This is a genomic window from Sphingomonas degradans, from assembly GCF_053502645.1.
Genome location: NZ_CP177172.1, coordinates 420,397 through 443,764, shown reverse-complemented (window position 1 = coordinate 443,764; position 23,368 = coordinate 420,397). Strand labels below are relative to the sequence as shown.

Here is a 23,368-nt window from a genome sequence, read left to right as displayed (position 1 = left end):
GCTTTACCGCTTAGGCCATGCGAGCACCGCCACCACCGGAAAATGATCCGACGTCTGCACCGCGCCCTGATGCTCGGTGAGCGTCGTCACCCGCCTTGCCGTGAAGCCGCGCGTGAAGATCCAGTCGATCCGCTTGGTCGGCACGCCGGTAAAGGCATGGAACGTCGCCTCCGGCCCTTGCTTGACCGGCGCCGTCTCGCGCGCGTCCTGCATCTGCGTCGCCAGCAGCGCGTGCGCGGCGCTGCCCGGTTCGGTGTTGAAATCGCCGGTCAGCACCACCGGCAGCGCGCCCGCCATTGCCTGCACCCGCTTCAGGATCAGCGCCGCGCCCTTTTCGCGCGCGCCCTCGTCCTCGGCGCGATAGGGCAGGTGCGTGTTGAACGCATAGAAGCGCCGCTTGTCCGAAATCCGCTCGAACAGGCCCCAGGTGACCATGCGCGGCAGCGGATGGCCCCAGCTGATGCTACCCGCCACTTCGGGCGTGTCCGACAGCCAGAAATTGCCCGACTGCACCAGCGTCAGCCGGTCGCGGCGATAGAACAGCCCCATATGCTCGTCATCGTCGCCGCCCCGACGCCCCACGCCGATCCAGGCATAATCCTTGAGCCGCGCGGCCAGGAAATCGCCCTGCACTTTCAGCAGCTCCTGCGTGCCGATGATGTCGGGCGCGGCCTTGTCGAGCATCGCCGCGGTCACGTCGCGGCGCTTGCTCCACGCATTGGCGCCGTCATTCTCGTTCGCATAGCGGATGTTGAAGCTCATCACCGTCAGCGGCGCCTGCGCCATCGCCGGGGTGGCCGCAGCAAGCATCGCCGCCAGCGCCAGGCCGATCGTCTTCAACACCGTCATCGTGATTCGCTTCCCTCTTGGTTTTACGCGCCGCTTAGGCCCGATGATTGTTTCACCCGCATGGCCCCTTTGCGGCGGCGGCCACCCTACCCATATCGCCTGCCTATGAGCGACAAAAGCAATGCGTGGCACGGCACGACGATCCTCTCCGTGCGCAAATCGGGCAAAGTGGTGATCGCGGGCGATGGCCAGGTCTCGGCCGGCAACACCGTGATGAAGCCCAATGCGAAAAAGGTCCGCCCGCTGGGCGATGGCAAGGTGATCGCGGGCTTTGCCGGCGCCACCGCCGACGCCTTCACCCTGTTCGAGCGGCTCGAATCCAAGCTGGAGCGGCACCAGGGCCAGCTGCTCCGCGCCGCGGTCGAGCTGGCGAAGGACTGGCGCACCGATAAATATCTCCGCAATCTGGAGGCGATGCTGATCGTCGCGGACAAGGACGTGACGCTGGTGGTCACCGGCAATGGCGACGTGCTGGAGCCCGAAGGCGGCGTGGCCGCGATCGGATCGGGCGGCAATTTCGCGCTCGCGGCGGCGCGTGCGCTGGTCGATTACGAAACCGATCCCGAAAAGATCGCGCGCCAGGCAATGAAGATCGCCGGCGAGCTGTGCGTCTACACCAACGACCGGCTGACCGTAGAGACGCTGGACGCGGCGTGACCCTTCTTGGCCCCTCCCCTTCAGGGGAGGGGTCGGGGTGGGGGACTCTCCACGAGCGCCCCGCCCGCTTCCCTGACTGCCCCACCCCCAACCCCTCCCCTGAAGGGGAGGGGCTTGAGAGATCAAAATGAACCAGAACCTGACCCCCAAGACCATCGTCGCCGCGCTCGACGCGCACATCATCGGCCAGACCGATGCGAAAAAGGCCGTCGCCGTCGCGCTGCGCAATCGCTGGCGCCGCCAGCAGCTCTCGGCCGATCTGCGCGACGAGGTGACGCCCAAGAACATCCTGATGATCGGGCCCACCGGCTGCGGCAAGACCGAGATCAGCCGCCGCCTTGCCAAGCTGGCCGACGCGCCCTTCGTGAAGGTCGAGGCGACCAAGTTCACCGAAGTCGGCTATGTCGGCCGCGACGTCGAGCAGATCGCCCGCGATCTGGTCGAAGAAGCGATCCGGCTGGAAAAGGAACGCCGCCGCTCCGCCGTGAAGGACAAGGCCGAGGAAGCGGCGATGGGCCGCCTGCTCGACGCGCTGACCGGCAAGGATTCGAGCACCGCGACGCGGGAGGCGTTCAAGCAGCGCTTCCATGACGGCGTGCTCGACAACACCGAGATCGAGATCGAAGTCGAACAGGCGCCGCAAATGCCCTTCGACATCCCCGGCGGCGGCGCCCAGATGATAAACCTGGGCGAAATGATGAAGGGGCTGGCGGGCACCCCGCTCAAGCGCCGCAAGCTCAACGTGCGCAGTGCCTGGGAAAAGCTGGTCGAGGAGGAAGCCGACAAGCGGCTCGACCAGGACGAAGTCAGCCGCGTCGCGCTGGCCGATGCGGAGGCGAACGGCATCGTCTTCCTCGACGAGATCGACAAGATCGCGGTCAGCGACGTGCGCGGCGGCTCGGTCAGCCGCGAGGGCGTCCAGCGCGACCTGCTGCCGCTGATCGAAGGGACGACGGTCGCGACCAAGTATGGCCCGATGAAGACCGATCACATCCTCTTTATCGCCAGCGGCGCGTTCCACGTCGCCAAGCCCAGCGACCTGCTGCCCGAGTTGCAGGGCCGCCTGCCGATCCGGGTGGAGCTGAAGGCACTGACCGAGGCCGATTTCGTCGCGATCCTGTCGGACACCAAGGCGAGCCTGGTCGCGCAATATGCGGCGCTGCTCGGCACCGAAGGCGTCAGCATCGACTTCACCGAAGACGGCATCCGCGCGGTGGCGAAGATCGCGGCGGAAGTGAACGCGGAGGTCGAGAATATCGGCGCCCGCCGCCTCCAGACGGTGATGGAAAAGCTGCTCGAGGAAGTGAGCTTCGAAGCGGAGGACCGCAGCGGCAGCACGCTGACGATCGACGCCGCCTATGTGAACGCCCAGCTCCAGAGCATCGCCCGCAACACCGATCTCAGCCGCTACGTGCTGTGATCGGGTAGCGCCGAGCCCCTCTCCCCTCCCGCTTGGCGGAGGGGACGAGGGGCAGAAAACACGGCGTCATCCTGACGAAAGTCAGGATCCATTAGGGGCTCCGTCTGCGCTTCTTGCCGCAACGGAGCGCCAATGGATCCCGGCCTTCGCCGGGATGACGGAATTTATGCTGGTCCCGCTACCCTATGCGATAGACCTCCCGCATGCGGAGGGGCCGGGGGAGGGCCAGAGGTGGAAGCAACCCCGTCATCCCGGCGAAGGCCGGGACCTCAGGCCAACACCCGTCATCCCGGCGAAAGCCGGGACCTCAGGCCAAAACCCGTCATCCCGGCGAAAGCCGGGACCTCAGGCCAACACCCGTCATCCCGGCGAAAGCCGGGATCTCAGGCGATCACACCCGCCCTCACCGCGCCTTCACATACGGCACGAACTTGCCCATCCGGCAATACGGCCCCGGGATCGCCACCCCCGGCTGGATCATGCGAAAGCGATCGTTGCGGCACAGCTGCGATCCCTGCATCTCGACGAGCAGCGTATTATACGGCGCCAGGCCGGGGCAGCCGCCTTCCACATCGACGCGGTAGAGCGTCCGCCCGCTCGAATAGAGCAGCGTGCGGTCGCCGATGATACGCGGCCCCGACAGGCCCGTCGGGCTGATGCAATCCTGCGGCGTGCCCGCCACGCGCCCCTCCAGCGCCTTGGTCAGTTCGCGATCGTCGGCGGCGCGGCTTGCGGCTTCGACCTTCGGGTCCACCGTGCATCCCGCGACCATCCCCGCCAGCACCACTGCGCCCGCCGCCATCCAAAGTCCGCGCATCGTGCCTCTCCTTACCGGGTATAGGGAACGAAGCTGCCCAGCGAACAGCTTCCGGTCATCATGCCGCCGTTCGGGCTGCGGGTCTGGAGGATGTCCCCCCGGCAATAGTCGCCGCCACCGCTGCTGAACGACACCACCACATCGTCGCGCTTCAGCCCCGCGCAATGCCCGACCACGTCGTTGCGGTACACGCGGTTGCGCCCGCCAATGTACAGGATCACGCCGTCGGCGGTCTGCATCTCGGTAACGCGCGCGCGGGGCAGGCAGGTCATCGGCTTGCCCGGGGTCAGCCCCGCAAGGGTGCGCTCCACGCGCGCGGTGGCGGCATCGGGCTTGGGCTTTTCCTGCATCGTCGCGGCGGCAACGCCACCGGAGGCGAGCAACAGGGCGGGCAGGACAAGGCGGATCATCGCATTCGCTCCAAAAATACAGCCCCCGGGAACAGGTTACACCCGATCAGCCGCGAAAGACATCCTTCGCCGCGCGGCGCTCGGCCAGCATTTCCACGCTGTCGGCGCGCAGGAACGGGTTGGTCGCCCATTCCTCGGCAATCGTCGTCGGCACGGTCGCCTCACCCGCCGCCCGCGCGCGCTCGACTACCTCCATCCGCGCCGCGATCGCCGCATTGTCCGGCTCGGCGACCAGCGCATAGCGCCCGTTCGACGCGGTATATTCATGCGCGCAATAGACGCGCGTCTCGCCGGGCAGTGCGCCCAGCCGCTGCATATTGGCGAACATCTGTGTCGGCGTCCCCTCGAACAGCCGCCCGCATCCCATCGCGAACAGCGTGTCGCCGACGAACACCACGCCGTCCCCGGCAAAGTGATAGGCGATGTGCCCCGCCGTATGCGCCGGCACCTCCAGCACCACGGCTTCGTGCGCGCCCAGCGTCACCACGTCGCCCTCGCCCACCAGCCGGTCGGCAGTGGGGATCTTCGCGGCTTCGGCGGCGGGGGCGATCACGGTCGCGCCGGTCGCCGCCTTCAGCGCGGCATTGCCGCCGGTATGGTCGGGGTGCCAGTGCGTGTTCCAGATCGCCGACAACGCCCATCCGCGCGCCTCCAGCGCCGCGAGCACCGGCGCAGCCTCCGCCGGATCGACCACCACCGTCGAGCCCGAGGCGGCGTCATGGACCAGCCAGATATAATTGTCGCTCAGCGCCGGGATGCGAACAATCTCCAGCATCACCACTCGCCGGTGTTGGGCATCGATGCCCAGGGCTCCTGCGGCGCCAGATAGCCGTCCTGGAGCAGCTCGATCGAGATATTGTCGGGGGTGCGGATGAACGCCATGTGCCCGTCGCGCGGGGGGCGATTGATCGTCACGCCTGCGTCCATCAGCCGCTGGCACGTCTCATAGATATTGTCGACCTGGTACGCCAGATGCCCGAAATTGCGTCCGCCGCTATATGTTTCGGCGCTGCCGTCCTCGGCGGGCCAGTTATAGGTCAGCTCGACTTCGGCCTTGCCCTCCTCCCCCGGCACCGCGAGGAAGATCAGCGTGAAGCGCCCCTGCTGGCTCTCGATCCGCTTGACTTCCTTCAGCCCGATCAGCTCGAAAAAGCGCACCGTCGCCGCCGGATCGGTGACGCGGATCATGGTATGGAGATATTGCATGGGGGGCTCCGGAATGGCTGTTCGCCCTCCAGATAGGGCGCGGCGCTAGTTCCCGGTAGTCCCGAATTGCGCCAGCGCGCCGTTCGCCGCCGTCGCCAGCGGCGTACCGGGGGCCAGCGTGCCCACGCGCGTCCATGCCGCCCGCGCGCCCGCCTCGTCGCCCGATGCGGCGGCGACATTGCCTGCCTCCAGCTGCACCGATGCGTCGTCGGGGGCCAGCTTCACGGCCTGTGCGATGTCGGTGCGGGCGCGCTCCAGGTCGCTCGCCCGTCGCGCCAGCGTGGCGGAAAGCAGCCACGCCAGCGGATCGTTCGCCGCGTCGCGCAGCGCCGCATCGATGTCCGCCCGCGCGCCGGTAGTGTCGCCGGCGGCCACCAGCACGCGCGCGCGGTCCAGATGCGCCTCGCCCAGCGCCAGCCCCGTCAGCGCGCCCGATGCCAGCGCCGCGTCCAGATCGGCGCGCGCCTTGGCGATATTCCCCGCCGCCAGCCAGGCATTGCCCGCCTGCGCCCAGTAATTGGCGCCGCGCCCGGCATCCTTCGCCGTCTCGGCATCGTGCGCGGCTTCCTCGAACGCCCCCGCCGCCGATTCCCAGCGCTTCTGGTTGGCATAGGACACGCCCAGGCACTGCCGCGCCAGCATCCCGCCGCCCTCGGCCCGCCAGCGCGTCGCGTTCTGCACCCCGCTGGACGGGTCGCCGGTCGCCAGGTCCATGCACTCGGCAAAGCGCGCGGGCTCCTTCGCGGTGCCCTCGGCTACGGCGGGAACGGTCTGGAGGGTCAGGAGCAGGAAGAACATAGGCCGATCACATCCTCTGCGGCGCGCAGCAACAGCGCGATGTCGCTATCGCGCGACAGCCGGTGGTCGCCGTCCTTGACCAGCACTGTCTGCACCGCGTCTGAACGGATCAGCCCGGCCAGCGTCACGGCGCGCTCCCACGGCACTTCCTTGTCGCGCTGGCCCTGGAGCAGACGTACCGGGCCGTCGAAGCCGATCGGCCCGATCATCATCCGGTTCGCCTCGCCCGATGCCCAGAAGGCGCGCGTCGTCACCGTCGGCGCATCGCCATAGTCGTTGGGTTGTTCCAGCCGCCCGTGCTGGAGCAGGTGCAGCTTCTGTTCCTGGGCAAAGCCCCAGTCGGTGAAGTCGGGCGCGGCGGCGATGCCGATCATCCCCACCACCTGCTGCGGCCGCGCCTTGGCGACCATCAGCATGATCCACCCGCCCATCGACGATCCGGCGAGCACCACCGGCCCCGGCACCAGCGCGTCGAGGATGCGCAGCGCATCGTCGCGCCACAGCGCCAGCGTCTGGTCCTCGAACGCGCCCTCGCTAGCGCCGCACCCGGCATAGTCGAACCGCAAAAACGCCTGCCCCCGCGCCCGCGCCCATGCCTCCAGCGCCAGCGCCTTGGTCCCGTTCATGTCCGACGCATAGCCGCACAGGAACACCAACGTCGGCCCGGTGCCGGGCGAGTGGTGATAGGCAAGGTTGGGGCGGGCGGCGGGGGTGCTGGGTTCGGTCATGCCGGGGTCTTAGCCCGGTTGGCGGGCGGCGTCATCCTTGGCGGGCACAGGACGATGCTAGTCCTTTCCACGGTTCGGCATCACGTTAAGGTGTGAGGGCTTAAAACGATTGAAAATGCTCTCCCGCAACGCGGAAAGGGAACGTTTACACCTAGAGCCCCACTGTCCGGATGCTATGATGCACGGCCCAACCGACATGTGGAACAACGATAACGCCATCTACGATGATGGCGAATGGATCACCTGGGACGAGATTAACTCGCGCCTTGAACTGCTTGAGTTTCAAGCTCGTTTCCCCGACCTCGATTGCGATCTCGTGCCAATTTTCCAAGCCCTGCTCGGCGCAGCACAGGAATACCACGACCTCACGGGCAAACACTTACAGGTCTATGGTGATCTTGGAGAACTCTACGGCGCGATTACGCACGGAATCAAACTTCACAAAAATTACGCGCAGGGGTCAGACGGCAGGCTGGGCAACCACTTTGTCGAGGTGAAGACGATCACGTCTTTCAAAAGCGCCGATCAGATCACCTTGAATCTCAAAGGTAATTTCAGCAAGGTTCTGATCGTGAAGATCGATGCGGCCTTTGAGGTGCACGGCAAGCTCATCGATCGAAAGGCCCTGCCGAAGGTCAAGGGCGACAAGCTAACGCTGCATTGGGATGATATTGAGCAACCCAAAGCGCCAACGCCCTGACGTAAAGCGCGCTGGGGTCTCACCCGCGCCGCTTCGCCCCCTCAAAACCGCATCGCGTCGCGCCATCCCTGCTTGGGCCGCCCGGCGCAGATCGTGCGCAGCGCCTGCCACTGCGCCGCCGTCAGCGCCGGAGTATAGGCCCCCTTGGTCGCCGCCTCGAACCGCGCCTTGCGCTCAGACGACATCGGGTGGCTGGAAAGATAGGCCAGCACCGTCCCCGCCCCGCGCACCGTCACTTCGGTCTTGGACAACCGGGCGAAGAACCCCGCCGCGCCGGCGGGCGAGACCCGCGCCGCGTTCAGCGTGTCGATCGCATAGCCGTCCGCCGCGCTTTCCGCCGCGCGCGAATAGCCGGCGGACAGCACTGCGTTGGTATAGCCCCCGACATTGCCGTCCAGCCCGCCCAGCACGACGCTCAGCCCGAACTGGCGCAGCAGCGACTGGAGCACGTCGCGATGCTCGACATGCCCGATCTCGTGCCCCAGCACGCCCGCCACTTCGTCCGAAGACTCGGCCTGATCGATCAGCCCGCGAAACAGCAGCACATGCCCGCCCGGCAGCGTGACGGCATTGACGATCGGGACGTCCACCACACGCACATCGGCTTCCAGCGGCGAAATGCCCAGCCGTGCCGAAAGCGCCATCAGCGCCGCATCGCCCGCTTCGGTGGAACAGGTCCGCCCGCCGAAATCGCCGACCATCAGCGCGCCGATCCGCTGCTCCACCGATTGCGGGATCAGCCGCACGAGCAGCGCGGGCGTCATGCTCACCACGAACACGACGACGGCCGACACCAGCGCAAAGCCGATCGCCGCCGGCCACAGCCCGATCCGGTCGATCACGCCGCCATAGCGCCGCCCCTGCGGCAGCCGCGCGGCAATCTCGGGCGGCGGCGGTGTATCGAACCCGATCCGCCACCCCGGCTGCCCCTTCAGCCCATAGCCCGCGCCCACCTCCGGCTGCGCAGTCAGGTCGGCAAAGGCGAACGGCCCGTCGGCCACCCCCTCCTCGACCAGCAGGAAGCCGTCGCCCTGCGGCACCAGCACCGGCGCGCGCCGCACGGCACTGCGCCCGTCGAAATGCCAGACGCGCGGCGCCTCGGCGTCAGAAGGCGCCGACATCGAACGCATCCAGCAACCCCTCGCCCTGCCCCGGCTTGCGCGTGGTCGACTGGGTCAGTTCGCCCAGGTCGATCTCGCCATAGGCTTCCAGGTGCCGGACGAAGAACGCCCAGTTGCGATAGCCGAGGAAGATCGCGCCGATCCCCAGCGTGCACACCACCAGCGCGAAGCTGCCCAGCACCAGCTTGAGCCAGTCGACCGTGCGCGCGGTGAAAGCGAACTCCAGCTGCCCGAGCGACAGATTGCCCACCACTTCGCGGAAATAGGCCGCGTAGAAGAACAGCGCGATCAGCCCGAACAGCACGAAGAAGATGAGGTAGAACAGCGCGATCCCGACAAACACCGTCGCCTGGATGTCCTCCGGCGTCGTCTCCGGGTCGACGCCGACCGCCATCATCACGACGAACGCGCCGATGAACAGCACGATCGGCAGCAGGTAATAAAGCAGATAGCGCTTCATCAGCGGGCTCGAATCCGCCACCGATTCGAACGCATAGGGGCCGAAGCTCATCGCGTTCCACCGCTTGTTCCAAAGGCTCACCATCGCCCACGGCACCATCAGCCCCAGCGCGAGCGACCCCAGGATCGTGCGCCACACCGACGACCAGGCATAGCGAAAGCCCTGCGCGTCGCTGCCCCCGCGAATGCCCCGCCAATAGGTGCGGCTGAGGCGATAGCGCAGCGCCCGGAACACCGCGAGCCCGATGACATAGAACAGCAGCAGGTAAAGCCCGAGCAGCAGCAGCCCCGCCGCGCCTTCATGCCCACGCAGGATCAGCGCCTGAATCGCGAACTGCAACAGCCCCAGCGGCAGCAGGAACACGAAAAACGCGAGGATATAGCCAATGAACAGCTCCATCCCCGTCCCCGCCCATTCCAGCGGATCGCCGATGAAGCGCGTCCGGCCCCACAAATAGCGCCGCTCGCGCGCGCGTGCCCAGAAGCTGTACACCCCCAGCGTGACGATCGTCAGCAACAGGTTGGTGAACGCAATCGGCGCAAACTCGCGCCACGTCCCGCCGAACGCGAACGCGCTCGAATCCTTAGTGTTGTCGTGCATGAAGTCCCCCCAGCGGCGAACCTGAAGCCGGGGCGGTGCGGCGTCAAGAAGAAGAAGGAAGAAGGCCTCTCCCCTTCTTTCCCCTCTCCCGCAAGCGGGAGAGGGAGGGGCCCACCGCGAAGCGGTGGGAGGGTGAGGGCCCGCGCCCACCGCGCCGCCGCCCGGAAGAAGAAGAAGGCCCTCACCCACCCCTCTCCCGCAAGCGGGAGAGGGCTAAACGAAGCGCCGCCCCAAATCCCCTCTCCCACAAGCGGGAGAGGGAGGGGCCCGCCGCGAAGCGGTGGGAGGGTGAGGGCCTTTCCTTCCCCGATTACATCGCCGAAAACGTATCGCACTGCGCCGGGTCGCCGCTGTCGAGCCCGCGCTTCAGCCACTGCATCCGCTGTGCCGACGTGCCGTGCGTAAAGCTGTCCGGCACCACCTGCCCCTGCGCCTGCTTCTGCAGCGTGTCGTCGCCGATCGCGTTGGCTGCGGTCATGCCTTCCTCGATGTCGCCGGGTTCCAGCCGGTCGCGGTTGCGCGCGGCCCAGACGCCGGCGAAGCAATCCGCCTGCAGTTCCAGCTTCACCGACAGGCGATTGCCCTCGGCCTTGCTGCTCTGCGCCTGCATCCGCGAAACCTGTTCCGACGTGCCGAGCAGGTCCTGGACATGGTGCCCCATTTCGTGGGCAATCACATAGTCGCGGGCAAAATCGCCCTTCGCGCCAAAGCGCGTCGCCAGCTCGTCGAAAAAGCTCGTGTCGAGGTACACGCCGTCGTCGCTCGGGCAATAAAAGGGCCCGACGGCAGAGGTCGCAGCGCCGCACCCGGTCTGCGCGCCGCCCTGGAAGAAGTTGATCGTCGCCGGGGTATAGCGCTGGCCCGATTCCTGGAAGATCTTGGCCCAGGTCTGGTCGGTGCTGGTCATGACCTTGCACGCCTCCAGCCGTTCGGGGTTGACCTGGCACACCGCCGCGCCGCTCTTGCCCGCTGTGGGCGACGTGCCCGCGCCGCCGCCGGTGCTCAGCAGCCCGCCGCCGCCCGACAGCGCCAGATAGGCAAGGCCGACGATCGCCACCAGCGCGATGCCGCCGCATCCCATGCCGCGCCCGAGCAGCAGCGGCAGCAGCCCCAGCAGCCCGAAGCCGCCCCCGCCGCCGCCCGATCCCAGGTCGCGGGCATTGTTGGTCGGGTCCAGATCGTCGAGCCGCATCGCAAAAATCCCCTTGTCGTTCGTTGTCCGCAACAATGCCTCAGCACGCCAAGCGTTGCACGCCGCTATCGCGCGCCCTGCCCCCAACTTTCGCCCACCCCCAACTTTCGTTGGTGCACTGCGGTGGCCGGTTGAACCCCGCCGCGCGATGGCGCAAAGGATCGCCATGGCCGATGCCGAGTCCCGCCCGCGCCGCAAGGCAAACGGCCTTCCCCTGCCGGATACGGTGGCACTGGTGCTTCAGGGCGGCGGCGCGCTGGGCAGTTTCCAGGCCGGCGTGGTCGAGGAACTGGCAAGCACCCATATCGCAATAGACTGGGTCGCGGGGATTTCGATCGGCGCGATCAACGCCGCGCTGTTCGCGGGGAACCCGCCCGAGCGGCGCGTGGCGGCGATGCGCGCCTTCTGGGACGAAGTGACGGCGGCGCTGCCCGACTTTTCCTTCCCGATGCACGACATGCTGCGCGAGGCATCGCACGAATGGTCGGCGGCGATGGTCGCGATCAACGGCGTTCCCGGCTTCTTCAAGCCGCGCCTCGTGCCTCCCACCTTCGCCGTGCCCGGCACGCCCGAGGCGCTGAGCTATTACGACACGGCACCGCTGAAGGACACGCTTGAGCGGCTGGTCGACTGGGATCTGCTCAACAACGGCCCCGTCCGCCTTTCGGTCGGCGCGGTCGAGCTGGGCAGCGGCAATTTCCGCTATTTCGACACGCGCGACGAAGTGCTCGACGTCCGCCACATCATGGCGTCGGGCGCGCTGCCGCCGGGGTTCCCGCCGGTCGAGATCGACGGCAAATATTACTGGGACGGCGGGCTGGTGTCGAACACGCCGCTCACGCATGTGCTCGACCGGCAGGACGCCGACATGCTGGTGTTCCAGGTCGACCTGTTCTCCGCCACCGCGCAATTGCCGCGCACGATCATGGACGTGATGGCGCGCGAAAAGGAAATCCGCTTCTCCAGCCGCACCCGCGCCGTCTCCGACGAACGCATGCGGCTGCGCAAGGCGCGCGAGACGGTGCGCCGCCTGCTCGACAAGGTGCCGCCGGAGGTTGCCGAGGACCCCGATGTCCAGGCCGTGCGCGCGCTGGTCGCGGAACATGCCGTCAGCCTGGTCCAGCTGATCTACCGCGCCGAGGCGTGGGAAGGCGGCAGCCGCGACTATGAATTCTCCGCCCGCTCGATGCACGAGCATTGGCAGGCCGGGCGCACCGCGGTGGCCGAGACCATGGCCAATGCCCAGCTCGTCGCGCAGAACATCCTCAGCGGCACCACCGCCGCGTTCGACCTCACGCACCGCCAAGCTACATCGCAGGAGTAACCCCATGTTCCTCAAGGGCAAGTCCGCCATCGTCACCGGCTCCACCTCGGGCATCGGCCTCGCCTATGCGAAGGCGCTGGCGGCAGAGGGCGCGAGCGTCGTCATCAACGGCTTCGGCGATGCCGCCGCGATCGAGACCGAGCGCGCGAAGCTCGCCGAGACCAGCGGCGCGCAGGCGCTGTACGATGCCGCCGACATGACCAAGCCCGATCAGATCGCGGCGATGGTCGCCCGCGCCGAGGCCGAACTGGGCAGCGTCGACATCGTCATCTCGAACGCCGGCATCCAGCATGTCGCCCCGATCGACGAATTCCCGATCGAGAAATGGGACGCGATCCTCGCGATCAACCTCAGCTCGACCTTCCACCTGATGCGCGCCGCGATTCCGGGGATGAAGGCGCGCAAATGGGGCCGCATCATCTCGACCGCCTCGGCGCACAGCCTGGTCGCCAGCCCCAACAAGGCCGCCTATGTCACCGCCAAGCATGGTCTCGCCGGGCTGACCAAGACCGCCGCGCTCGAAGTCGCGACGCACGGCATCACCGTCAACTGCATCTCGCCGGGCTATGTCTGGACCCCGCTGGTGGAAAACCAGATCCCCGATACGATGAAGACGCGCGGCATGACCCGCGATCAGGTCATCAACGACGTGCTGCTCGATGCCCAGCCGACCAAACAGTTCGTCCTGCCGGAACAGGTGGCGGCGCTGGCCGTATTCCTGTGTCGGGACGAAGCGGCGCAGATCACCGGATCGAATTATTCGATGGACGGCGGCTGGACCGCCGCCTGAAAACGGTGGAAGCGTGAAGGGCGGAAAATCTTGAAAGAGCGTGCGACGATGAAGTGGATGCTGCCCGTTACCGCCCTCTCGGCGATGCTGGTCTCCGGGTGCAGCGTCTATCGCGAGGCGACGTCGGCACGCCCGCCCACCGACGTCCGCTGGGAACGGATCGCCACCGATTCCGATCGCAACCGCATCCGCAACTGGCGCAAGACCTGGGACCTCGCACTGCCGCTCGCGAAACAGGCCGATGGCGGCGCGATCGCGCGCGATCCGGCGCTGTTCGATCCCGATCGCGCGCTGGGGGACGCGTCGCCGCCGCAGGGCGCCTATCGCTGCCGCATGTTCAAGCTGGGCGCGAACGGCACCGCGACCCGCGATTTCAGCGCCTATCCGGCTTTCGATTGCGAAGTCGTCGACGAAGGCCCGGTCAAGAGCATGCGCAAGACCGACGGGCCCCAGCGCCCCTCGGGCCTGCTCTATCCCGACAGCAATGCCCGCGCGATCTTCCTCGGCACCATGGTCTATGGCGACGAGACCGCGGCGCTGCGCTACGGCATCGATTCGACGCGCGACATCATCGGCTATGTCGAACGCATCGCGCCGCGCCGCTGGCGGATGGTGTTTCCCAGCCCCAGTTTCGAATCGCTGCTCGACATCGTGGAGCTGGTCCCGGCGAGCTGATCGCCCTTCCCCTCCGTTGACACGGGGTTCCCGCGCGGGTGACACTCGCGCCTCCATGATACGGGAATCCCTATGCTCCTCCGCACGCTCCTGCTCGCCGGCGCCATGACGCTCGCTGTCCCCGCCGCCGCCGATCCCGTGCACGAAGCCACCACCCGCGCGCTGCCGGCGCTGATGGAGCTGTACCGCGATTTCCACGCGCATCCCGAACTGAGCCTCCACGAAGTCCAGACCGCGGCCAAGCTGGCGGCGGAGGCGCGCAAGGCCGGGTTCGACGTGACCGAAAAGGTCGGCGGCACCGGCGTCGTCGCGGTGCTCAGGAACGGCCCCGGCCCGGTCGTGCTGATCCGCGCCGACATGGACGGGCTGCCCGTGATCGAGGACACCGGCCTCCCCTTCGCCTCCAAGGTCCGCGCCGTCACCGATGAGGGACAGGAAACCGGCGTGATGCACGCCTGCGGCCACGACACGCACATGGCCAGCTGGATCGGCACGCTGCGCAACCTTTCCGCGATGAAGGGCCAGTGGCACGGCACCGTCGTGATGATCGCCCAGCCCGCCGAGGAACGCGGCATGGGCGCGCGGATGATGCTAGAGGACGGGCTGTTCACCCGCTTCCCCAAGCCGCAATTCGCGCTCGCCTTCCACGATGCGGCCAATATCCCGGCGGGGGTCATCGGCGTCCGCTCGGGCTATGCGCTCGCCAATGTCGATTCGGTCGATCTGGTGGTGAAGGGCGTGGGCGGCCACGGCGCCTATCCGCACATGACCAGGGACCCGATCGTCCTCGCCGCGCGCATCGTCACTGCGCTCCAGACGCTGGTGTCGCGCGAAGTCGATCCGCAGCAGCCCGCCGTCGTCACTGTCGGCAGCATCCAGGGCGGATCGAAGCACAACATCATCGGCAGCGAAGTCACCATGCTGCTCACCGTGCGCAGCTACACCCCCGAAGTGCGCCAGCAACTGCTCGACGGCATCGCCCGCATCGCCAAGGGCGAGGCGATCGCGGCGGGCATTCCCGAAGACCGGATGCCGGTGATGCAGGTCAAGGACGAGTTCACCCCCTCCACCTTCAACACCGAACCGCTCACCGGCCGCCTCCAGGCGCTGTGGACCGGCCTCTTCGGCAAGGACCGCGTGATCGAGACGCCCGCCGTGATGGGCGGCGAGGATTTCGGCCGCTTCTATCTGGCGGACAAGAGCATCCAGAGCACGATCTTCTGGGTCGGCGGCGTGCCCCGGGCGAAATGGGACGCGGCGCAGGCGAACAAGACCCCCCTCCCCTCGCTCCACAGCGCCTATTGGGCCCCCGACGCCGAAGCCGTCATCGCCACCGCCACCGAAGCCATGACCGCCGCCGCGCTGGACCTGCTCAAGAAATAAGCGGCCCCTTCTTCCCCCTCTCCCGCAAGCGGGAGAGGGCCTTCTTCTTCCCTCCTTCCCCCTCTCCCGCGCGCGGGAGAGGGCCGGGGTGAGGGCCTTCTTCTACTTCTTCTCCCGGAACAAGGACCCCCATGCCCGCCATCCGCCGCAGGACCAGCCCCCACGCGGCAACCCTGCGCCGCACCGCCACCGACGCCGAACGCGCGCTCTGGGCGATCCTGCGCAACCGGGGGCTCGCCGGCGCGAAGTTCCGGCGCCAGGCATCGATCGAGCCCTATGTCGTCGACTTCCTCTGCATCGAGCACCAGCTCATCGTCGAAGTCGACGGCAGCCAGCACACCGAGGATGTGGACGCGGCGCGGACGGCGTTTCTGGAGGCGAAAGGCTATCGCGTGATCCGTTTCTGGAACACCGATGTGCTGGAAAACCTGGAAGGCGTGGCGACGACGATCGCGGCGGCGCTGGAGGAAAGGTAGAAGAAGGGCCCTCACCCAACCCTCTCCCGCAAGCGGGAGAGGGCAAGAAGAACGCGCCCCACTCCCCCTTCTTCCCCCTCTCCCGCTTGCGGGAGAGGGCCGGGGTGAGGGCCTTCTTCTTCTTCTACCCCCCACCCCACGCCTACCCCGCCAGCCGCCCGATCTCCGCCAGCATCGCCTGGCGCATCGCAGGGCCGCCTGCGGTATCTGCCGGCACCGCCGCGCCGCCGCCAAGGCGCGCGAACACCAGCCGGCGCGCGCCCTTGTCGGCCCATCCGACGAACCAGCCCAGCGGACTGCTGCGATCGATGGCCCCCGCCGTATCCTGCAACCATCCGCTCCCGGTCTTGCCCCGCACGCGCCAGCCGCCCGCCCCCTCGAACGTCGGAATGATCGCCTCCGCCTGCGCATGCGCCGCCGCCGACACCAGCTTGTGCGCCAGCATCCGCCGCAGGAACGCGACCTGCTCGTCGGGCGAAATCTTCAGGCTGCTCATCAGCCACGCCTCGGTCAGCCCGTCATTCTTGCCGGGATTGCCGCGCACGTCGCGATTGCCGTAGCCGAAGCGGTCGATATAGGCTTTGAACCGTGCAGCCCCCAATTTGCGCGTGAGCTGCTGCGAATACCACAGCACCGAATTGGCCTCCCAGCTGGTCGGATCGGTCGGCTGCTTGTCGATCGCGCGCGTCGCCTTGTGCACCGCCGGGTCATAGGGCCAGCGCGGATCGTGCGGCCCCTTCAATATCCCCGCGTCGAACCCCATCAGCGCCAGCGGCACCTTGAAGCTCGAACACGGCGCAAACTGCGCCGCGCAGGCGCCCGAGCGGTGCAGCACCTTGCCGCTCCCCAGTTCCACCACCAGCGTCGCGCGGATCGAGCGGATCGCCGCGACCCGGCCCAGCGTCTCCGCGATCGCCGCCCCCGTACCCGACAGCCCCGCCGCGACCGCCCCCGCGCCCAGCAGCATCGTGCCCGCAAATTTCCGTCGATCCATCGTCATCGCATCGCCTCCTTAGTTGCCATGGGCACATGCCTAGGCGCGACGAGGCCTCACGCACAAAAGATCAAAGCTGGCATCAGCCCTTAGGAAATCTTATGGATAGTGGCATGGTCGCTCAGGGATTTGCCACGCCTGTATCCCGTCATCCCAGCGAAGGCTGGGATCCATTTTCCAGTTCGCTCCGAACAAGAAGCCCAGGCGGAGCACCGAATGGATCCTGACTTTCGTCAGGATGACGACGTCTTTTGATATGCGTCCCCTGCCCCCCAAAGGAGCGGACGGCGCTTGGGTTCATGCCAATGAACCCCAGAGATAAGGATACCCCATGGTCCGCCCCCACCTCCCCCTCAATGCCCTGCGTGCGTTCGAGGCGAGCGCCCGCCACCTCAGCTTCACCCGCGCCGCGATCGAACTGTGCGTCAGCCAGGCGGCGGTCAGCCACCAGATCAAGGGGCTGGAGGCGCGGCTGGAAGTCCAGCTGTTCCGTCGCTTGCCCCGAGGACTGGCGCTGACCGACGAGGGCCACGCGCTGCTCCCCGCGCTCACCGACAGCTTCGATCGCATCGCCGAACTGGTCGAGGGGATTGCCGAGGGCACCGCCGCGCAACTCCTGTCGGTCGCCGCGGTCGGCACCTTCGCGTCGGGGTGGCTGCTGCCGCGCCTTCCCGCATTCCGCAGCGCGCACCCGCGCATCGACCTGCGGCTGTTCACCAACAACAACCGCGTCGATCTGGCCGGCGAGGGGCTGGATTACGCGATCCGCTTCGGCGACGGCGCGTGGCACGGGACCGATGCCGTGCCGCTGATGCAGAGCCCGCTGACGCCACTGTGCACGCCCGCGCTCGCCCGCGATCTCGGCCATCCGCGCGATTTGCTCGCCGTACCGCTGCTCCGCTCGTACCGCGCCGACGAATGGCCGCGCTGGTTCGCCGCCGCCGGGCTCGCCCCGCCGACGCTGCGCGGCCCGGTGTTCGACAGTTCGGTGGTAATGGCGGAGGCGGCGCTGCACGGCGCCGGCGTGGCGCTCGCCCCGCCGCTGATGCTGGCCCGCCATCTGGACAGCGGCGCGCTGGTCCGCCCCTTCCCCGAACAGGTCGCGACCGGCCGCTATTGGCTCACCTGGCTAAAATCGCGCGCCCCCGGCCCGGCGATGACGGCGTTCCGCGACTGGCTGGTCGCGGAGGCAGGCTGAGCGCGGATTGGGAACAGGAAACACCGCTCCCCCCCTCCGTCATGCTGAATTTATTTCAGCATCCAACGCGCAACAGGCTGTAGCATTGCCCGTGGAGGGTTGGCCCCTGAAACAAGGTCAGGCTGACGGGGTAGTTTTTGATCGCCTGGGCCGGGATCTCCATCCGCCGTGAGCGCCTACCCCATCACGACGGCGTCGATCGCGTTCTCGCGCTTTTCGGGGCGGATATAGATCGAAGCGAGCTGCGGCGATTGCGCCTTCAACACGCGCTCCAGCTTCTCGATCAGCGTCTCGGCATCGCCCATCCGCAGCGTATCCTCGAAATCGACGCTGATCGCGGCGAAGACATGGTCGGGCGAGGTGTGGATGGTGCGGACATGGTTGACCGCCGTGATCAGCGGCTCTGCCTCCAGCGTGTTGCGGATCGCGCGGATCAGCGCGGGGTCGGCGCGCTCGCCGATCAACAGCCCCTTGGCCTCGCGCGCGAGCAGCATCGCGACGGCCGCCAGGATCACCCCGATCACAATCGATGCCATCCCGTCGATCCGCGAATCGCCCCAGTAATGGCTCGCCCACACGCCGATGCCGGCCACCACCAGCCCGGCCAGCGCCGCCGAATCCTCGAACAGCACGATGAACCCCGCCGGGTCCTTGGATTCATGGACCGCTTCCCACCAGCCCATGCTGCCGCGCCCGGCATTGAATTCCTTGAGCGCGATGGTCCACGACGTGCCCTCCAGCGCAAAGGCGACCGCAAGCACGATGTAATTGACCACCGGGCTGTGCAGCGGCTCGGGCGCGGCGATGTGCTTCCAGCCTTCATAGATCGACACCCCCGATCCCAGCCCGAAGATCAGGATCGCGACGACAAACGCCCAGAAATACAGTTCGCGGCCATAGCCAAAGGGGTGTTCGGCATCGGGCGGCCGCTTGGCGCGGTGCTGGCCGTACAGCAACAGGCCCTGATTGCCGGTATCGACCAGGCTGTGCACGCCTTCGGTCAGCATAGACGACGAACCGGTAATCGCCGCCGCGATGAATTTCGCGACGGCGATGCCGAGATTCGCCGCCAGCGCGGCATAGATCACGATATTGGCGCGCCAGCCTTCGCCGGCGCTCGGGGCTTTGGACACTTAGGCGCTCAGTCCCTGAAAGGGGGCGGCGCCCATGTGGTTCAGCGCAGCCCGATTTTCGACAGCACCTTGCCTATCACGCCCTGTTCGCCGTCGGCACGCTTCTTTTCGGCGGCGGCGTTGTAGCCGGAGCTTTCGGGCGGCTGGTGGTTGTGGATCGGCTGAGTCGAGGCGGGCGGGTCCGACGCGTCCATCGATTCATCCAGCGCGCGGTCCAGCCGGGCCTCCTTGCTTTCGGGGTTGCGCTCCAGCCGCTCGACGATCGAGCGGTCGGTGCCGGCATCGCTGGAATTGACGACGCGGCGTTCGGGTGCGGGCGCGGCGTCTTCGGGGCCGGGGGCGATCGACATCTTGTCCATCGCGGTTTCGATCGGGTTGGCGGTCATGGTCACTCTCCTGAGCGTTGCCCTGTTGTAACAACCATGGCGGCGTTCGCGTTCCACTGCGCCGACACCAACCGCCCAAAACGCCAACGGCCCGGCGGATTTCTCCGCCGGGCCGCTGTTTTCCCGCGATTGCGGGGGTTTAGTTGCGCTGGCTGCCGAACAGACGCAGCAGGAACAGGAACATGTTGATGAAGTCGAGATAGAGGTTCAGCGCCCCCATGATCGCGACCTTGCCCTGTTCGCGGGTGCCCGCGACATAGGCGTACATGCTCTTGATCTTCTGCGTGTCGTACGCGGTCAGGCCCGCGAAGATCAGCACGCCGATCACGCTGATGACCAGGCTCATCACGCTCGACTGGAGGAACAGGTTCACCAGCGATGCGACGATAAGGCCGACCAGGCCGATGATCAGGAACGTGCCGAACGCCGAAAGGTCCTTCTTCGTCGTATAGCCCCACACGCTCAGCGCCGCGAAGCCGGCCGCCGTGCCGAAGAACACCTGCGCGATCGACATGTCGGTATAGGTCACGAAGATCGTCGAGATCGACGCGCCGAGCAGCCCGGCATAGGCGAAGAACAGCGCCTTGAGCGTGCTTTGCGACATGCGGTTCTGGCCGAAGCTCATCCCGAACACGATCGCCAGCGGCGAGATCATGACGATCCAGCCGAGCAGCGTCGGCGCGAGCGATGCGCCGCGTGCGCTGAACTGCACGGTGAACAGCAGCTGCTGCAGCGCCTCCACCTTGCCGAACGCCAGCGCGACGATGCCCGTCAGCAGCACGCCCGACAGCATGTAGTTGTACACCGAAAGCATGTAGGACCTGAGCCCCGCATCATACGCCTCCGAACGCGCCGCCGAAGCGCCGTAGGTCGCGGCGTTCGCCCGGGGATCCGACCAATTAGCCATTTCAAACTCCATTTGTCCGGCACTCTTCACCGGCTCATCGTGGAATATCGCCCTCGGGGACGGCGTTTTCAAGCGAAACCGCTCCCTTTCGCGCGCAATCCGTGGTTAAACCGGGAACATAATGTATCGTCTTTTTGCTGGATTACGGCTGCCCGCAGCGATTTCCGCGCAACTCCTTGCGACGATGGGCGGAATCGCCGGCGCACGGTGGCAGAGCGCGGAGCAGCTCCATTTGACGCTGCGCTTCATCGGCGAGGTGGACGGGCGCATGGCAGAGGATATTTCCCTCGCGCTCGCGCAGGTCACCGCGCCGCCGGTCACGCTCGCGCTGGACGGCGTGGGCCAGTTCGACAGCCGGGGCCGCCCCAATGCGGTCTGGGCCGGCGTCCGCCCTCACGCCCCGCTCGCCGCGCTCCACCGCAAGATCGACCAGGCGCTGGTCCGCACCGGCCTTGCCCCCGAAGGCCGCGCCTACCTCCCCCACATCACCCTCGCCCGGCTGAACGCCGCCAGCGGCGCGACCGACCGTTTCCTGGAAACCCACGCCGGCCTGACCAGCGCACCGTTCACGATCGGCCATTTCCATCTGTTCGAAAGCACGCTCGGGCACGGCGGGGCGGATTATACCGCGATCGAACGCTATCCGCTGGGGTAGAAGGCAGAAGGGCCCTCACCCCAACCCTCTCCCGCAAGCGGGAGAGGGAGCAGAAAGACCCCCCCCTCCCCCGCTTTCTTCTTCCCCCTCTCCCGCAAGCGGGAGAGGGCCGGGGTGAGGGCCGTCTTCTTCTTCCACCAACAGGAACCGCGCCCATGCAGCACCACGCCGTCGCCATCATCCCCTGCAACGACCTCGACGCCAGCGCGGCATTCTATCGCCGCCTGGGGTTCGCCGTGGCCAGCGATTACGGCCATTACCGCATCCTGGCGGACGGGCGGGGCTGGCACCTCCACCTCACCCACGCCCCCGGCTGGCCGCCGCATATCGAGGGAAATCCGTTCGGCCTGTACCTGTATGTCGAGGATGTCGATGCGGTCGCCGCCCGCGTCGCCGACCTGATCCTCGCGCCCGGCAAGCCCGAGGCCAAGCACTGGGGCACCTATGAATTCGCGCTCAGCGACCCCAGCGGGCTGCTGGTCCGCATCGGCCGAGCGCTCGCGGGCTGAGGCAGAAGGGCCCTCACCCCAACCCTCTCCCGCAAGCGGGAGAGGGCCGGGGTGAGGGCCTTCTTCTTCTTCTCTCTCCCCAATTCCCCCTTTCGTAAACCGGGTATGCTCTGCTAGCCTCACCCCAACCCGTGCGCCACACGCGCACACAAAGGGAGAGGATCATGTCTGACGCCGCAGCGCCCGCCGGGGTGAAGGCCGGGCCGTATTCCTGGTACGTGCTGTTCGTGCTGTTCCTGGTCTATGCGCTCAACTTCATCGACCGCCAGATCCTGACGATCCTCGCCCCGCATATCCGCCGCGACCTGGGGCTCAGCCATGCCGATATCGGCTTTCTCTATGGCACGGCGTTCGGCGTCTTCTACGCGCTGTTCGGGATTCCGCTCGGGCGGCTGGCGGACAATTGGCACCGGGTGCGGCTGATGACGCTGGGCCTTGCGCTCTGGTCCACCATGACCGCCGTGTCGGGCCTCGCGCGCAGCGGCATCCAGCTCGCCGGCGCCCGCATCGGCGTGGGCGTGGGCGAGGCGACCGCCAGCCCGGCGGCCTATTCGCTGATCTCGGACTGGTTCCCCAAACACCAGCGTGCCACTGCGCTCGCGCTCTATTCGGCGGGCATCTATTTCGGCGGCGGCTTCTCGCTGTTCATCGGCGGGTCGATCGCCGAGCATTGGGACGCGGCCTATCCCGGCGGCGGCCCCGGCGGGCTGGTCGGGTGGCAGGCGGCATTCATGGCAGTGGGCCTGCCGGGACTGCTGCTCGCCTTGTGGGTCGCCACGCTGCGCGAACCGTGGCGCGGCCGCTCCGAAGGGCTGCGCACGCCCCCACACCCCGCCCCGTTCCGCGCCTTTGCCGCCGATCTCGTGACGATCCTGCCCCCGCTGACGCTGATCGGCGCGGCACAGACCGGCGCGCGCGCACTCGCCACCAACCTGCTCGTGCTGGGGCTGGTCGTCGCCACCGTCGCGGGGCTGGTCCATCTGGGCGAGCCGCTGCCGCAATGGGCGGCGGTCGGGATCGGAGTCTATGCCGTATTCTCCTGGGCAAGCGCGCTGCGCCGCCGCGATGCCCCCGCCTTCCGCCTGATCCTCGGCACGCCGGCGTTCCTGTGCGTGGTGCTGGCCTATGGGCTCAACACCTTCCTCGCCTATGCCGTCGCCGGGCTCGCCCCCAGCTATGCCGCGCTGACCTTTGGCGTGTCGAGCGCGGAGGCGGGGCTGTGGATCGGCGGACCCGCGATCCTCGCCGGGTTCCTCGGCGTGACGCTGGGCGGGCTGGCGGCGGACCGGCTGCGGCGGCGCTATCCCTCGGGCCGGATCATGGTGGTGCTGTTCGGATCGGTCGCGCCCGTGCTGCCGATGATCGTCGCCTTCACCACCAGCGACAAGACACTGTTCTACGCAATGCTCCCGCTCACCCAGATATTGGCGAGCTGCGCGCTGGGATCGGCGGCGGCGGCGACGCAGGACCTGGTCCTGCCCCGGATGCGCGGCACCGCGACGGCGGCGTTCTTCATCGGCACCACGCTGATCGGGCTGGCGATGGGGCCGTATCTGGCGGGCCGCGTCGCCGACCTGACCGGCAGCCTGTCGACCGGCATCCTCTCGCTGCTGCTCAGCCTCCCGCTGGCACTGGCCGCCGCGATCGCCGCGCTACGGCTGGTCCCCGCAGCAGAAGCCAGCCGCACCGCCCGCGCCCGCGCGGCGGGGGAGCCGGTGTAGGGGGGCACTGGGCAGAATGGGAAGGTCAGGTCACGCCCCAAACTCGGCCATTCGCGGCAAGCATTGCGCTTCCAAATTGCCGACCCGCCATAGGGGTGACATGGTGGTTACATGACAAGCCTCGCTTCCGTGTTGAGCCTGCTGTTTCTCCAAACCGTTCAACCAGAGGCGAAGACGCAGACGCAAAAGACCTCTGTGCTGGTGATAAGTCTTCCGAGCGTGCCAAACCCGCGTGAACATGATCATTACGCCGGACGGC

The 23,368-nt window shown here is 67.4% G+C and carries 26 protein-coding genes; 12 read left to right on the top strand and 14 right to left on the bottom strand.

Features of this window, described 5'->3' with window-relative positions; genetic code table 11:
* Positions 1–3: 3 nt before the first annotated feature.
* On the bottom strand, positions 4–849 hold the full coding sequence (locus ACG3SL_RS02065) for an endonuclease/exonuclease/phosphatase family protein (protein WP_448663479.1): 846 nt from the start codon (positions 847–849) through the stop codon (positions 4–6).
* Between the two features lie 105 nt (positions 850–954).
* Between ACG3SL_RS02065 and hslV the strand changes: the two genes are divergently transcribed.
* Both hslV and hslU read left to right on the top strand, forming a co-directional pair.
* Positions 955–1,506 carry an ATP-dependent protease subunit HslV gene (gene hslV / locus ACG3SL_RS02060; RefSeq protein WP_448663478.1) on the top strand — a complete coding sequence of 184 codons (552 nt, stop codon included), beginning with the start codon at positions 955–957 and terminating at the stop codon, positions 1,504–1,506.
* 127 nt (positions 1,507–1,633) lie between these two features.
* Positions 1,634–2,926: an ATP-dependent protease ATPase subunit HslU gene (hslU, locus tag ACG3SL_RS02055; RefSeq protein ID WP_448663477.1), complete on the top strand. Its 1,293-nt coding sequence runs from the start codon at positions 1,634–1,636 to the stop codon at positions 2,924–2,926.
* A gap of 403 nt (positions 2,927–3,329) precedes the next feature.
* Here the strand turns inward: hslU and ACG3SL_RS02050 are convergent, their stop codons facing one another.
* From ACG3SL_RS02050 to ACG3SL_RS02025, 6 genes are read right to left on the bottom strand one after another with little or no spacing between them, the layout of a single operon-like run.
* The gene (locus ACG3SL_RS02050; protein WP_448663476.1) at positions 3,330–3,743 is read right to left on the bottom strand and encodes a hypothetical protein; all 414 of its coding nucleotides are present in this window, start codon (positions 3,741–3,743) and stop codon (positions 3,330–3,332) included.
* Between the two features lie 11 nt (positions 3,744–3,754).
* Complete coding sequence (locus tag ACG3SL_RS02045; protein WP_448663475.1) at positions 3,755–4,153, bottom strand: hypothetical protein; 399 nt, start codon at positions 4,151–4,153, stop codon at positions 3,755–3,757.
* Between the two features lie 46 nt (positions 4,154–4,199).
* A complete protein-coding gene (gloB, locus tag ACG3SL_RS02040; protein ID WP_448663474.1) occupies positions 4,200–4,928 on the bottom strand; it encodes a hydroxyacylglutathione hydrolase in 729 nt (242 codons plus the stop codon).
* Positions 4,928–5,359, bottom strand: a complete 432-nt coding sequence (locus tag ACG3SL_RS02035) for a VOC family protein (RefSeq protein ID WP_448663473.1) — start codon at positions 5,357–5,359, stop codon at positions 4,928–4,930. The genes gloB and ACG3SL_RS02035 overlap by 1 nt, the downstream gene beginning before the upstream one ends.
* A gap of 45 nt (positions 5,360–5,404) precedes the next feature.
* On the bottom strand, positions 5,405–6,157 hold the full coding sequence (locus ACG3SL_RS02030) for a tetratricopeptide repeat protein (protein WP_448663472.1): 753 nt from the start codon (positions 6,155–6,157) through the stop codon (positions 5,405–5,407).
* Complete coding sequence (locus ACG3SL_RS02025; RefSeq protein WP_448663471.1) at positions 6,139–6,885, bottom strand: alpha/beta fold hydrolase; 747 nt, start codon at positions 6,883–6,885, stop codon at positions 6,139–6,141. Before ACG3SL_RS02025 ends, ACG3SL_RS02030 begins: the two co-directional genes overlap by 19 nt.
* 178 nt (positions 6,886–7,063) lie before the next feature.
* On the opposite strand from ACG3SL_RS02025, the gene ACG3SL_RS02020 reads away from it, so the two are divergent.
* Positions 7,064–7,585, top strand: coding sequence for a hypothetical protein (locus ACG3SL_RS02020; protein ID WP_448663470.1), 522 nt, complete (start codon positions 7,064–7,066; stop codon positions 7,583–7,585).
* A gap of 41 nt (positions 7,586–7,626) precedes the next feature.
* Here ACG3SL_RS02020 and ACG3SL_RS02015 read toward each other — a convergent pair whose 3' ends face one another.
* From ACG3SL_RS02015 to ypfJ, 3 genes are all read right to left on the bottom strand, one after another.
* Positions 7,627–8,706 (bottom strand): M48 family metallopeptidase, encoded by a 1,080-nt coding sequence (locus ACG3SL_RS02015; RefSeq protein WP_448663469.1) that lies wholly within the window; start codon positions 8,704–8,706, stop codon positions 7,627–7,629.
* On the bottom strand, positions 8,690–9,766 hold the full coding sequence (locus ACG3SL_RS02010) for a YjgN family protein (protein ID WP_448663468.1): 1,077 nt from the start codon (positions 9,764–9,766) through the stop codon (positions 8,690–8,692). Before ACG3SL_RS02010 ends, ACG3SL_RS02015 begins: the two co-directional genes overlap by 17 nt.
* A 310-nt stretch (positions 9,767–10,076) precedes the next feature.
* Entirely contained in the window at positions 10,077–10,958 is an 882-nt protein-coding gene (ypfJ, locus tag ACG3SL_RS02005) for a KPN_02809 family neutral zinc metallopeptidase (RefSeq protein WP_448663467.1), read from the bottom strand.
* 166 nt (positions 10,959–11,124) lie between these two features.
* Here ypfJ and ACG3SL_RS02000 point away from each other — a divergent pair, with 166 nt between their 5' ends.
* The 5 genes from ACG3SL_RS02000 (at position 11,125) to ACG3SL_RS01980 (ending at position 15,606) form a co-directional block, all read left to right on the top strand.
* Positions 11,125–12,282 carry a patatin-like phospholipase family protein gene (locus ACG3SL_RS02000; RefSeq protein WP_448663466.1) on the top strand — a complete coding sequence of 386 codons (1,158 nt, stop codon included), beginning with the start codon at positions 11,125–11,127 and terminating at the stop codon, positions 12,280–12,282.
* Positions 12,283–12,286: 4 nt separating this feature from the next.
* Entirely contained in the window at positions 12,287–13,072 is a 786-nt protein-coding gene (locus ACG3SL_RS01995; protein ID WP_448663465.1) for a 3-hydroxybutyrate dehydrogenase, read from the top strand.
* A 30-nt stretch (positions 13,073–13,102) separates the two neighbouring features.
* The gene (locus tag ACG3SL_RS01990; RefSeq protein ID WP_448663464.1) at positions 13,103–13,747 is read left to right on the top strand and encodes a DUF4893 domain-containing protein; all 645 of its coding nucleotides are present in this window, start codon (positions 13,103–13,105) and stop codon (positions 13,745–13,747) included.
* A 72-nt stretch (positions 13,748–13,819) separates the two neighbouring features.
* The gene (locus tag ACG3SL_RS01985; protein WP_448663463.1) at positions 13,820–15,130 is read left to right on the top strand and encodes an amidohydrolase; all 1,311 of its coding nucleotides are present in this window, start codon (positions 13,820–13,822) and stop codon (positions 15,128–15,130) included.
* A gap of 131 nt (positions 15,131–15,261) precedes the next feature.
* Positions 15,262–15,606 (top strand): endonuclease domain-containing protein, encoded by a 345-nt coding sequence (locus ACG3SL_RS01980; protein WP_448663462.1) that lies wholly within the window; start codon positions 15,262–15,264, stop codon positions 15,604–15,606.
* A gap of 142 nt (positions 15,607–15,748) precedes the next feature.
* On the opposite strand, the gene blaOXA is transcribed toward ACG3SL_RS01980, so the two are convergent.
* The gene (gene blaOXA, locus ACG3SL_RS01975; protein WP_448665223.1) at positions 15,749–16,573 is read right to left on the bottom strand and encodes a class D beta-lactamase; all 825 of its coding nucleotides are present in this window, start codon (positions 16,571–16,573) and stop codon (positions 15,749–15,751) included.
* 358 nt (positions 16,574–16,931) lie between these two features.
* On the opposite strand from blaOXA, the gene ACG3SL_RS01970 reads away from it, so the two are divergent.
* Positions 16,932–17,798, top strand: coding sequence for a LysR substrate-binding domain-containing protein (locus tag ACG3SL_RS01970; RefSeq protein ID WP_448663461.1), 867 nt, complete (start codon positions 16,932–16,934; stop codon positions 17,796–17,798).
* A 176-nt stretch (positions 17,799–17,974) separates the two neighbouring features.
* On the opposite strand, the gene ACG3SL_RS01965 is transcribed toward ACG3SL_RS01970, so the two are convergent.
* From ACG3SL_RS01965 to ACG3SL_RS01955, 3 genes are all read right to left on the bottom strand, one after another.
* Positions 17,975–18,931 (bottom strand): cation diffusion facilitator family transporter, encoded by a 957-nt coding sequence (locus tag ACG3SL_RS01965; protein ID WP_448663460.1) that lies wholly within the window; start codon positions 18,929–18,931, stop codon positions 17,975–17,977.
* Positions 18,932–18,972: 41 nt separating this feature from the next.
* Positions 18,973–19,317: a hypothetical protein gene (locus ACG3SL_RS01960; RefSeq protein ID WP_448663459.1), complete on the bottom strand. Its 345-nt coding sequence runs from the start codon at positions 19,315–19,317 to the stop codon at positions 18,973–18,975.
* A 139-nt stretch (positions 19,318–19,456) separates the two neighbouring features.
* Positions 19,457–20,224, bottom strand: a complete 768-nt coding sequence (locus ACG3SL_RS01955) for a Bax inhibitor-1/YccA family protein (protein WP_448663458.1) — start codon at positions 20,222–20,224, stop codon at positions 19,457–19,459.
* 121 nt (positions 20,225–20,345) lie between these two features.
* Between ACG3SL_RS01955 and thpR the strand changes: the two genes are divergently transcribed.
* The 3 genes from thpR (at position 20,346) to ACG3SL_RS01940 (ending at position 23,109) form a co-directional block, all read left to right on the top strand.
* A complete protein-coding gene (gene thpR, locus ACG3SL_RS01950; RefSeq protein ID WP_448663457.1) occupies positions 20,346–20,879 on the top strand; it encodes an RNA 2',3'-cyclic phosphodiesterase in 534 nt (177 codons plus the stop codon).
* Between the two features lie 155 nt (positions 20,880–21,034).
* Positions 21,035–21,388, top strand: coding sequence for a VOC family protein (locus ACG3SL_RS01945; protein WP_448663456.1), 354 nt, complete (start codon positions 21,035–21,037; stop codon positions 21,386–21,388).
* Positions 21,389–21,552: 164 nt separating this feature from the next.
* A complete protein-coding gene (locus tag ACG3SL_RS01940) occupies positions 21,553–23,109 on the top strand; it encodes a spinster family MFS transporter (protein WP_448663455.1) in 1,557 nt (518 codons plus the stop codon).
* The last annotated feature ends 259 nt before the right edge of the window (positions 23,110–23,368 follow it).

What these genes read in the sequence shown, in the direction of transcription:
- ACG3SL_RS02010 (WP_448663468.1), bottom strand. Translation starts at nt 9,766, where the DNA reads ATGCACGACAACACTAAGGATTCGAGCGCGTTCGCGTTCGGCGGGACG.
- hslV (WP_448663478.1), top strand. Translation starts at nt 955, where the DNA reads ATGAGCGACAAAAGCAATGCGTGGCACGGCACGACGATCCTCTCCGTG.
- ACG3SL_RS02025 (WP_448663471.1), bottom strand. Translation starts at nt 6,885, where the DNA reads ATGACCGAACCCAGCACCCCCGCCGCCCGCCCCAACCTTGCCTATCAC.
- ACG3SL_RS02035 (WP_448663473.1), bottom strand. Translation starts at nt 5,359, where the DNA reads ATGCAATATCTCCATACCATGATCCGCGTCACCGATCCGGCGGCGACG.
- ACG3SL_RS02045 (WP_448663475.1), bottom strand. Translation starts at nt 4,153, where the DNA reads ATGATCCGCCTTGTCCTGCCCGCCCTGTTGCTCGCCTCCGGTGGCGTT.
- ACG3SL_RS01985 (WP_448663463.1), top strand. Translation starts at nt 13,820, where the DNA reads ATGCTCCTCCGCACGCTCCTGCTCGCCGGCGCCATGACGCTCGCTGTC.
- ypfJ (WP_448663467.1), bottom strand. Translation starts at nt 10,958, where the DNA reads ATGCGGCTCGACGATCTGGACCCGACCAACAATGCCCGCGACCTGGGA.
- ACG3SL_RS02050 (WP_448663476.1), bottom strand. Translation starts at nt 3,743, where the DNA reads ATGCGCGGACTTTGGATGGCGGCGGGCGCAGTGGTGCTGGCGGGGATG.
- hslU (WP_448663477.1), top strand. Translation starts at nt 1,634, where the DNA reads ATGAACCAGAACCTGACCCCCAAGACCATCGTCGCCGCGCTCGACGCG.
- ACG3SL_RS01970 (WP_448663461.1), top strand. Translation starts at nt 16,932, where the DNA reads ATGGTCCGCCCCCACCTCCCCCTCAATGCCCTGCGTGCGTTCGAGGCG.
- blaOXA (WP_448665223.1), bottom strand. Translation starts at nt 16,573, where the DNA reads ATGCTGCTGGGCGCGGGGGCGGTCGCGGCGGGGCTGTCGGGTACGGGG.
- ACG3SL_RS02065 (WP_448663479.1), bottom strand. Translation starts at nt 849, where the DNA reads ATGACGGTGTTGAAGACGATCGGCCTGGCGCTGGCGGCGATGCTTGCT.
- ACG3SL_RS01945 (WP_448663456.1), top strand. Translation starts at nt 21,035, where the DNA reads ATGCAGCACCACGCCGTCGCCATCATCCCCTGCAACGACCTCGACGCC.
- ACG3SL_RS01995 (WP_448663465.1), top strand. Translation starts at nt 12,287, where the DNA reads ATGTTCCTCAAGGGCAAGTCCGCCATCGTCACCGGCTCCACCTCGGGC.
- thpR (WP_448663457.1), top strand. Translation starts at nt 20,346, where the DNA reads ATGTATCGTCTTTTTGCTGGATTACGGCTGCCCGCAGCGATTTCCGCG.
- ACG3SL_RS01980 (WP_448663462.1), top strand. Translation starts at nt 15,262, where the DNA reads ATGCCCGCCATCCGCCGCAGGACCAGCCCCCACGCGGCAACCCTGCGC.
- ACG3SL_RS02000 (WP_448663466.1), top strand. Translation starts at nt 11,125, where the DNA reads ATGGCCGATGCCGAGTCCCGCCCGCGCCGCAAGGCAAACGGCCTTCCC.
- ACG3SL_RS01960 (WP_448663459.1), bottom strand. Translation starts at nt 19,317, where the DNA reads ATGACCGCCAACCCGATCGAAACCGCGATGGACAAGATGTCGATCGCC.
- gloB (WP_448663474.1), bottom strand. Translation starts at nt 4,928, where the DNA reads ATGCTGGAGATTGTTCGCATCCCGGCGCTGAGCGACAATTATATCTGG.
- ACG3SL_RS02015 (WP_448663469.1), bottom strand. Translation starts at nt 8,706, where the DNA reads ATGTCGGCGCCTTCTGACGCCGAGGCGCCGCGCGTCTGGCATTTCGAC.
- ACG3SL_RS02030 (WP_448663472.1), bottom strand. Translation starts at nt 6,157, where the DNA reads ATGTTCTTCCTGCTCCTGACCCTCCAGACCGTTCCCGCCGTAGCCGAG.
- ACG3SL_RS01955 (WP_448663458.1), bottom strand. Translation starts at nt 20,224, where the DNA reads ATGGCTAATTGGTCGGATCCCCGGGCGAACGCCGCGACCTACGGCGCT.
- ACG3SL_RS01940 (WP_448663455.1), top strand. Translation starts at nt 21,553, where the DNA reads ATGTCTGACGCCGCAGCGCCCGCCGGGGTGAAGGCCGGGCCGTATTCC.
- ACG3SL_RS02020 (WP_448663470.1), top strand. Translation starts at nt 7,064, where the DNA reads ATGCACGGCCCAACCGACATGTGGAACAACGATAACGCCATCTACGAT.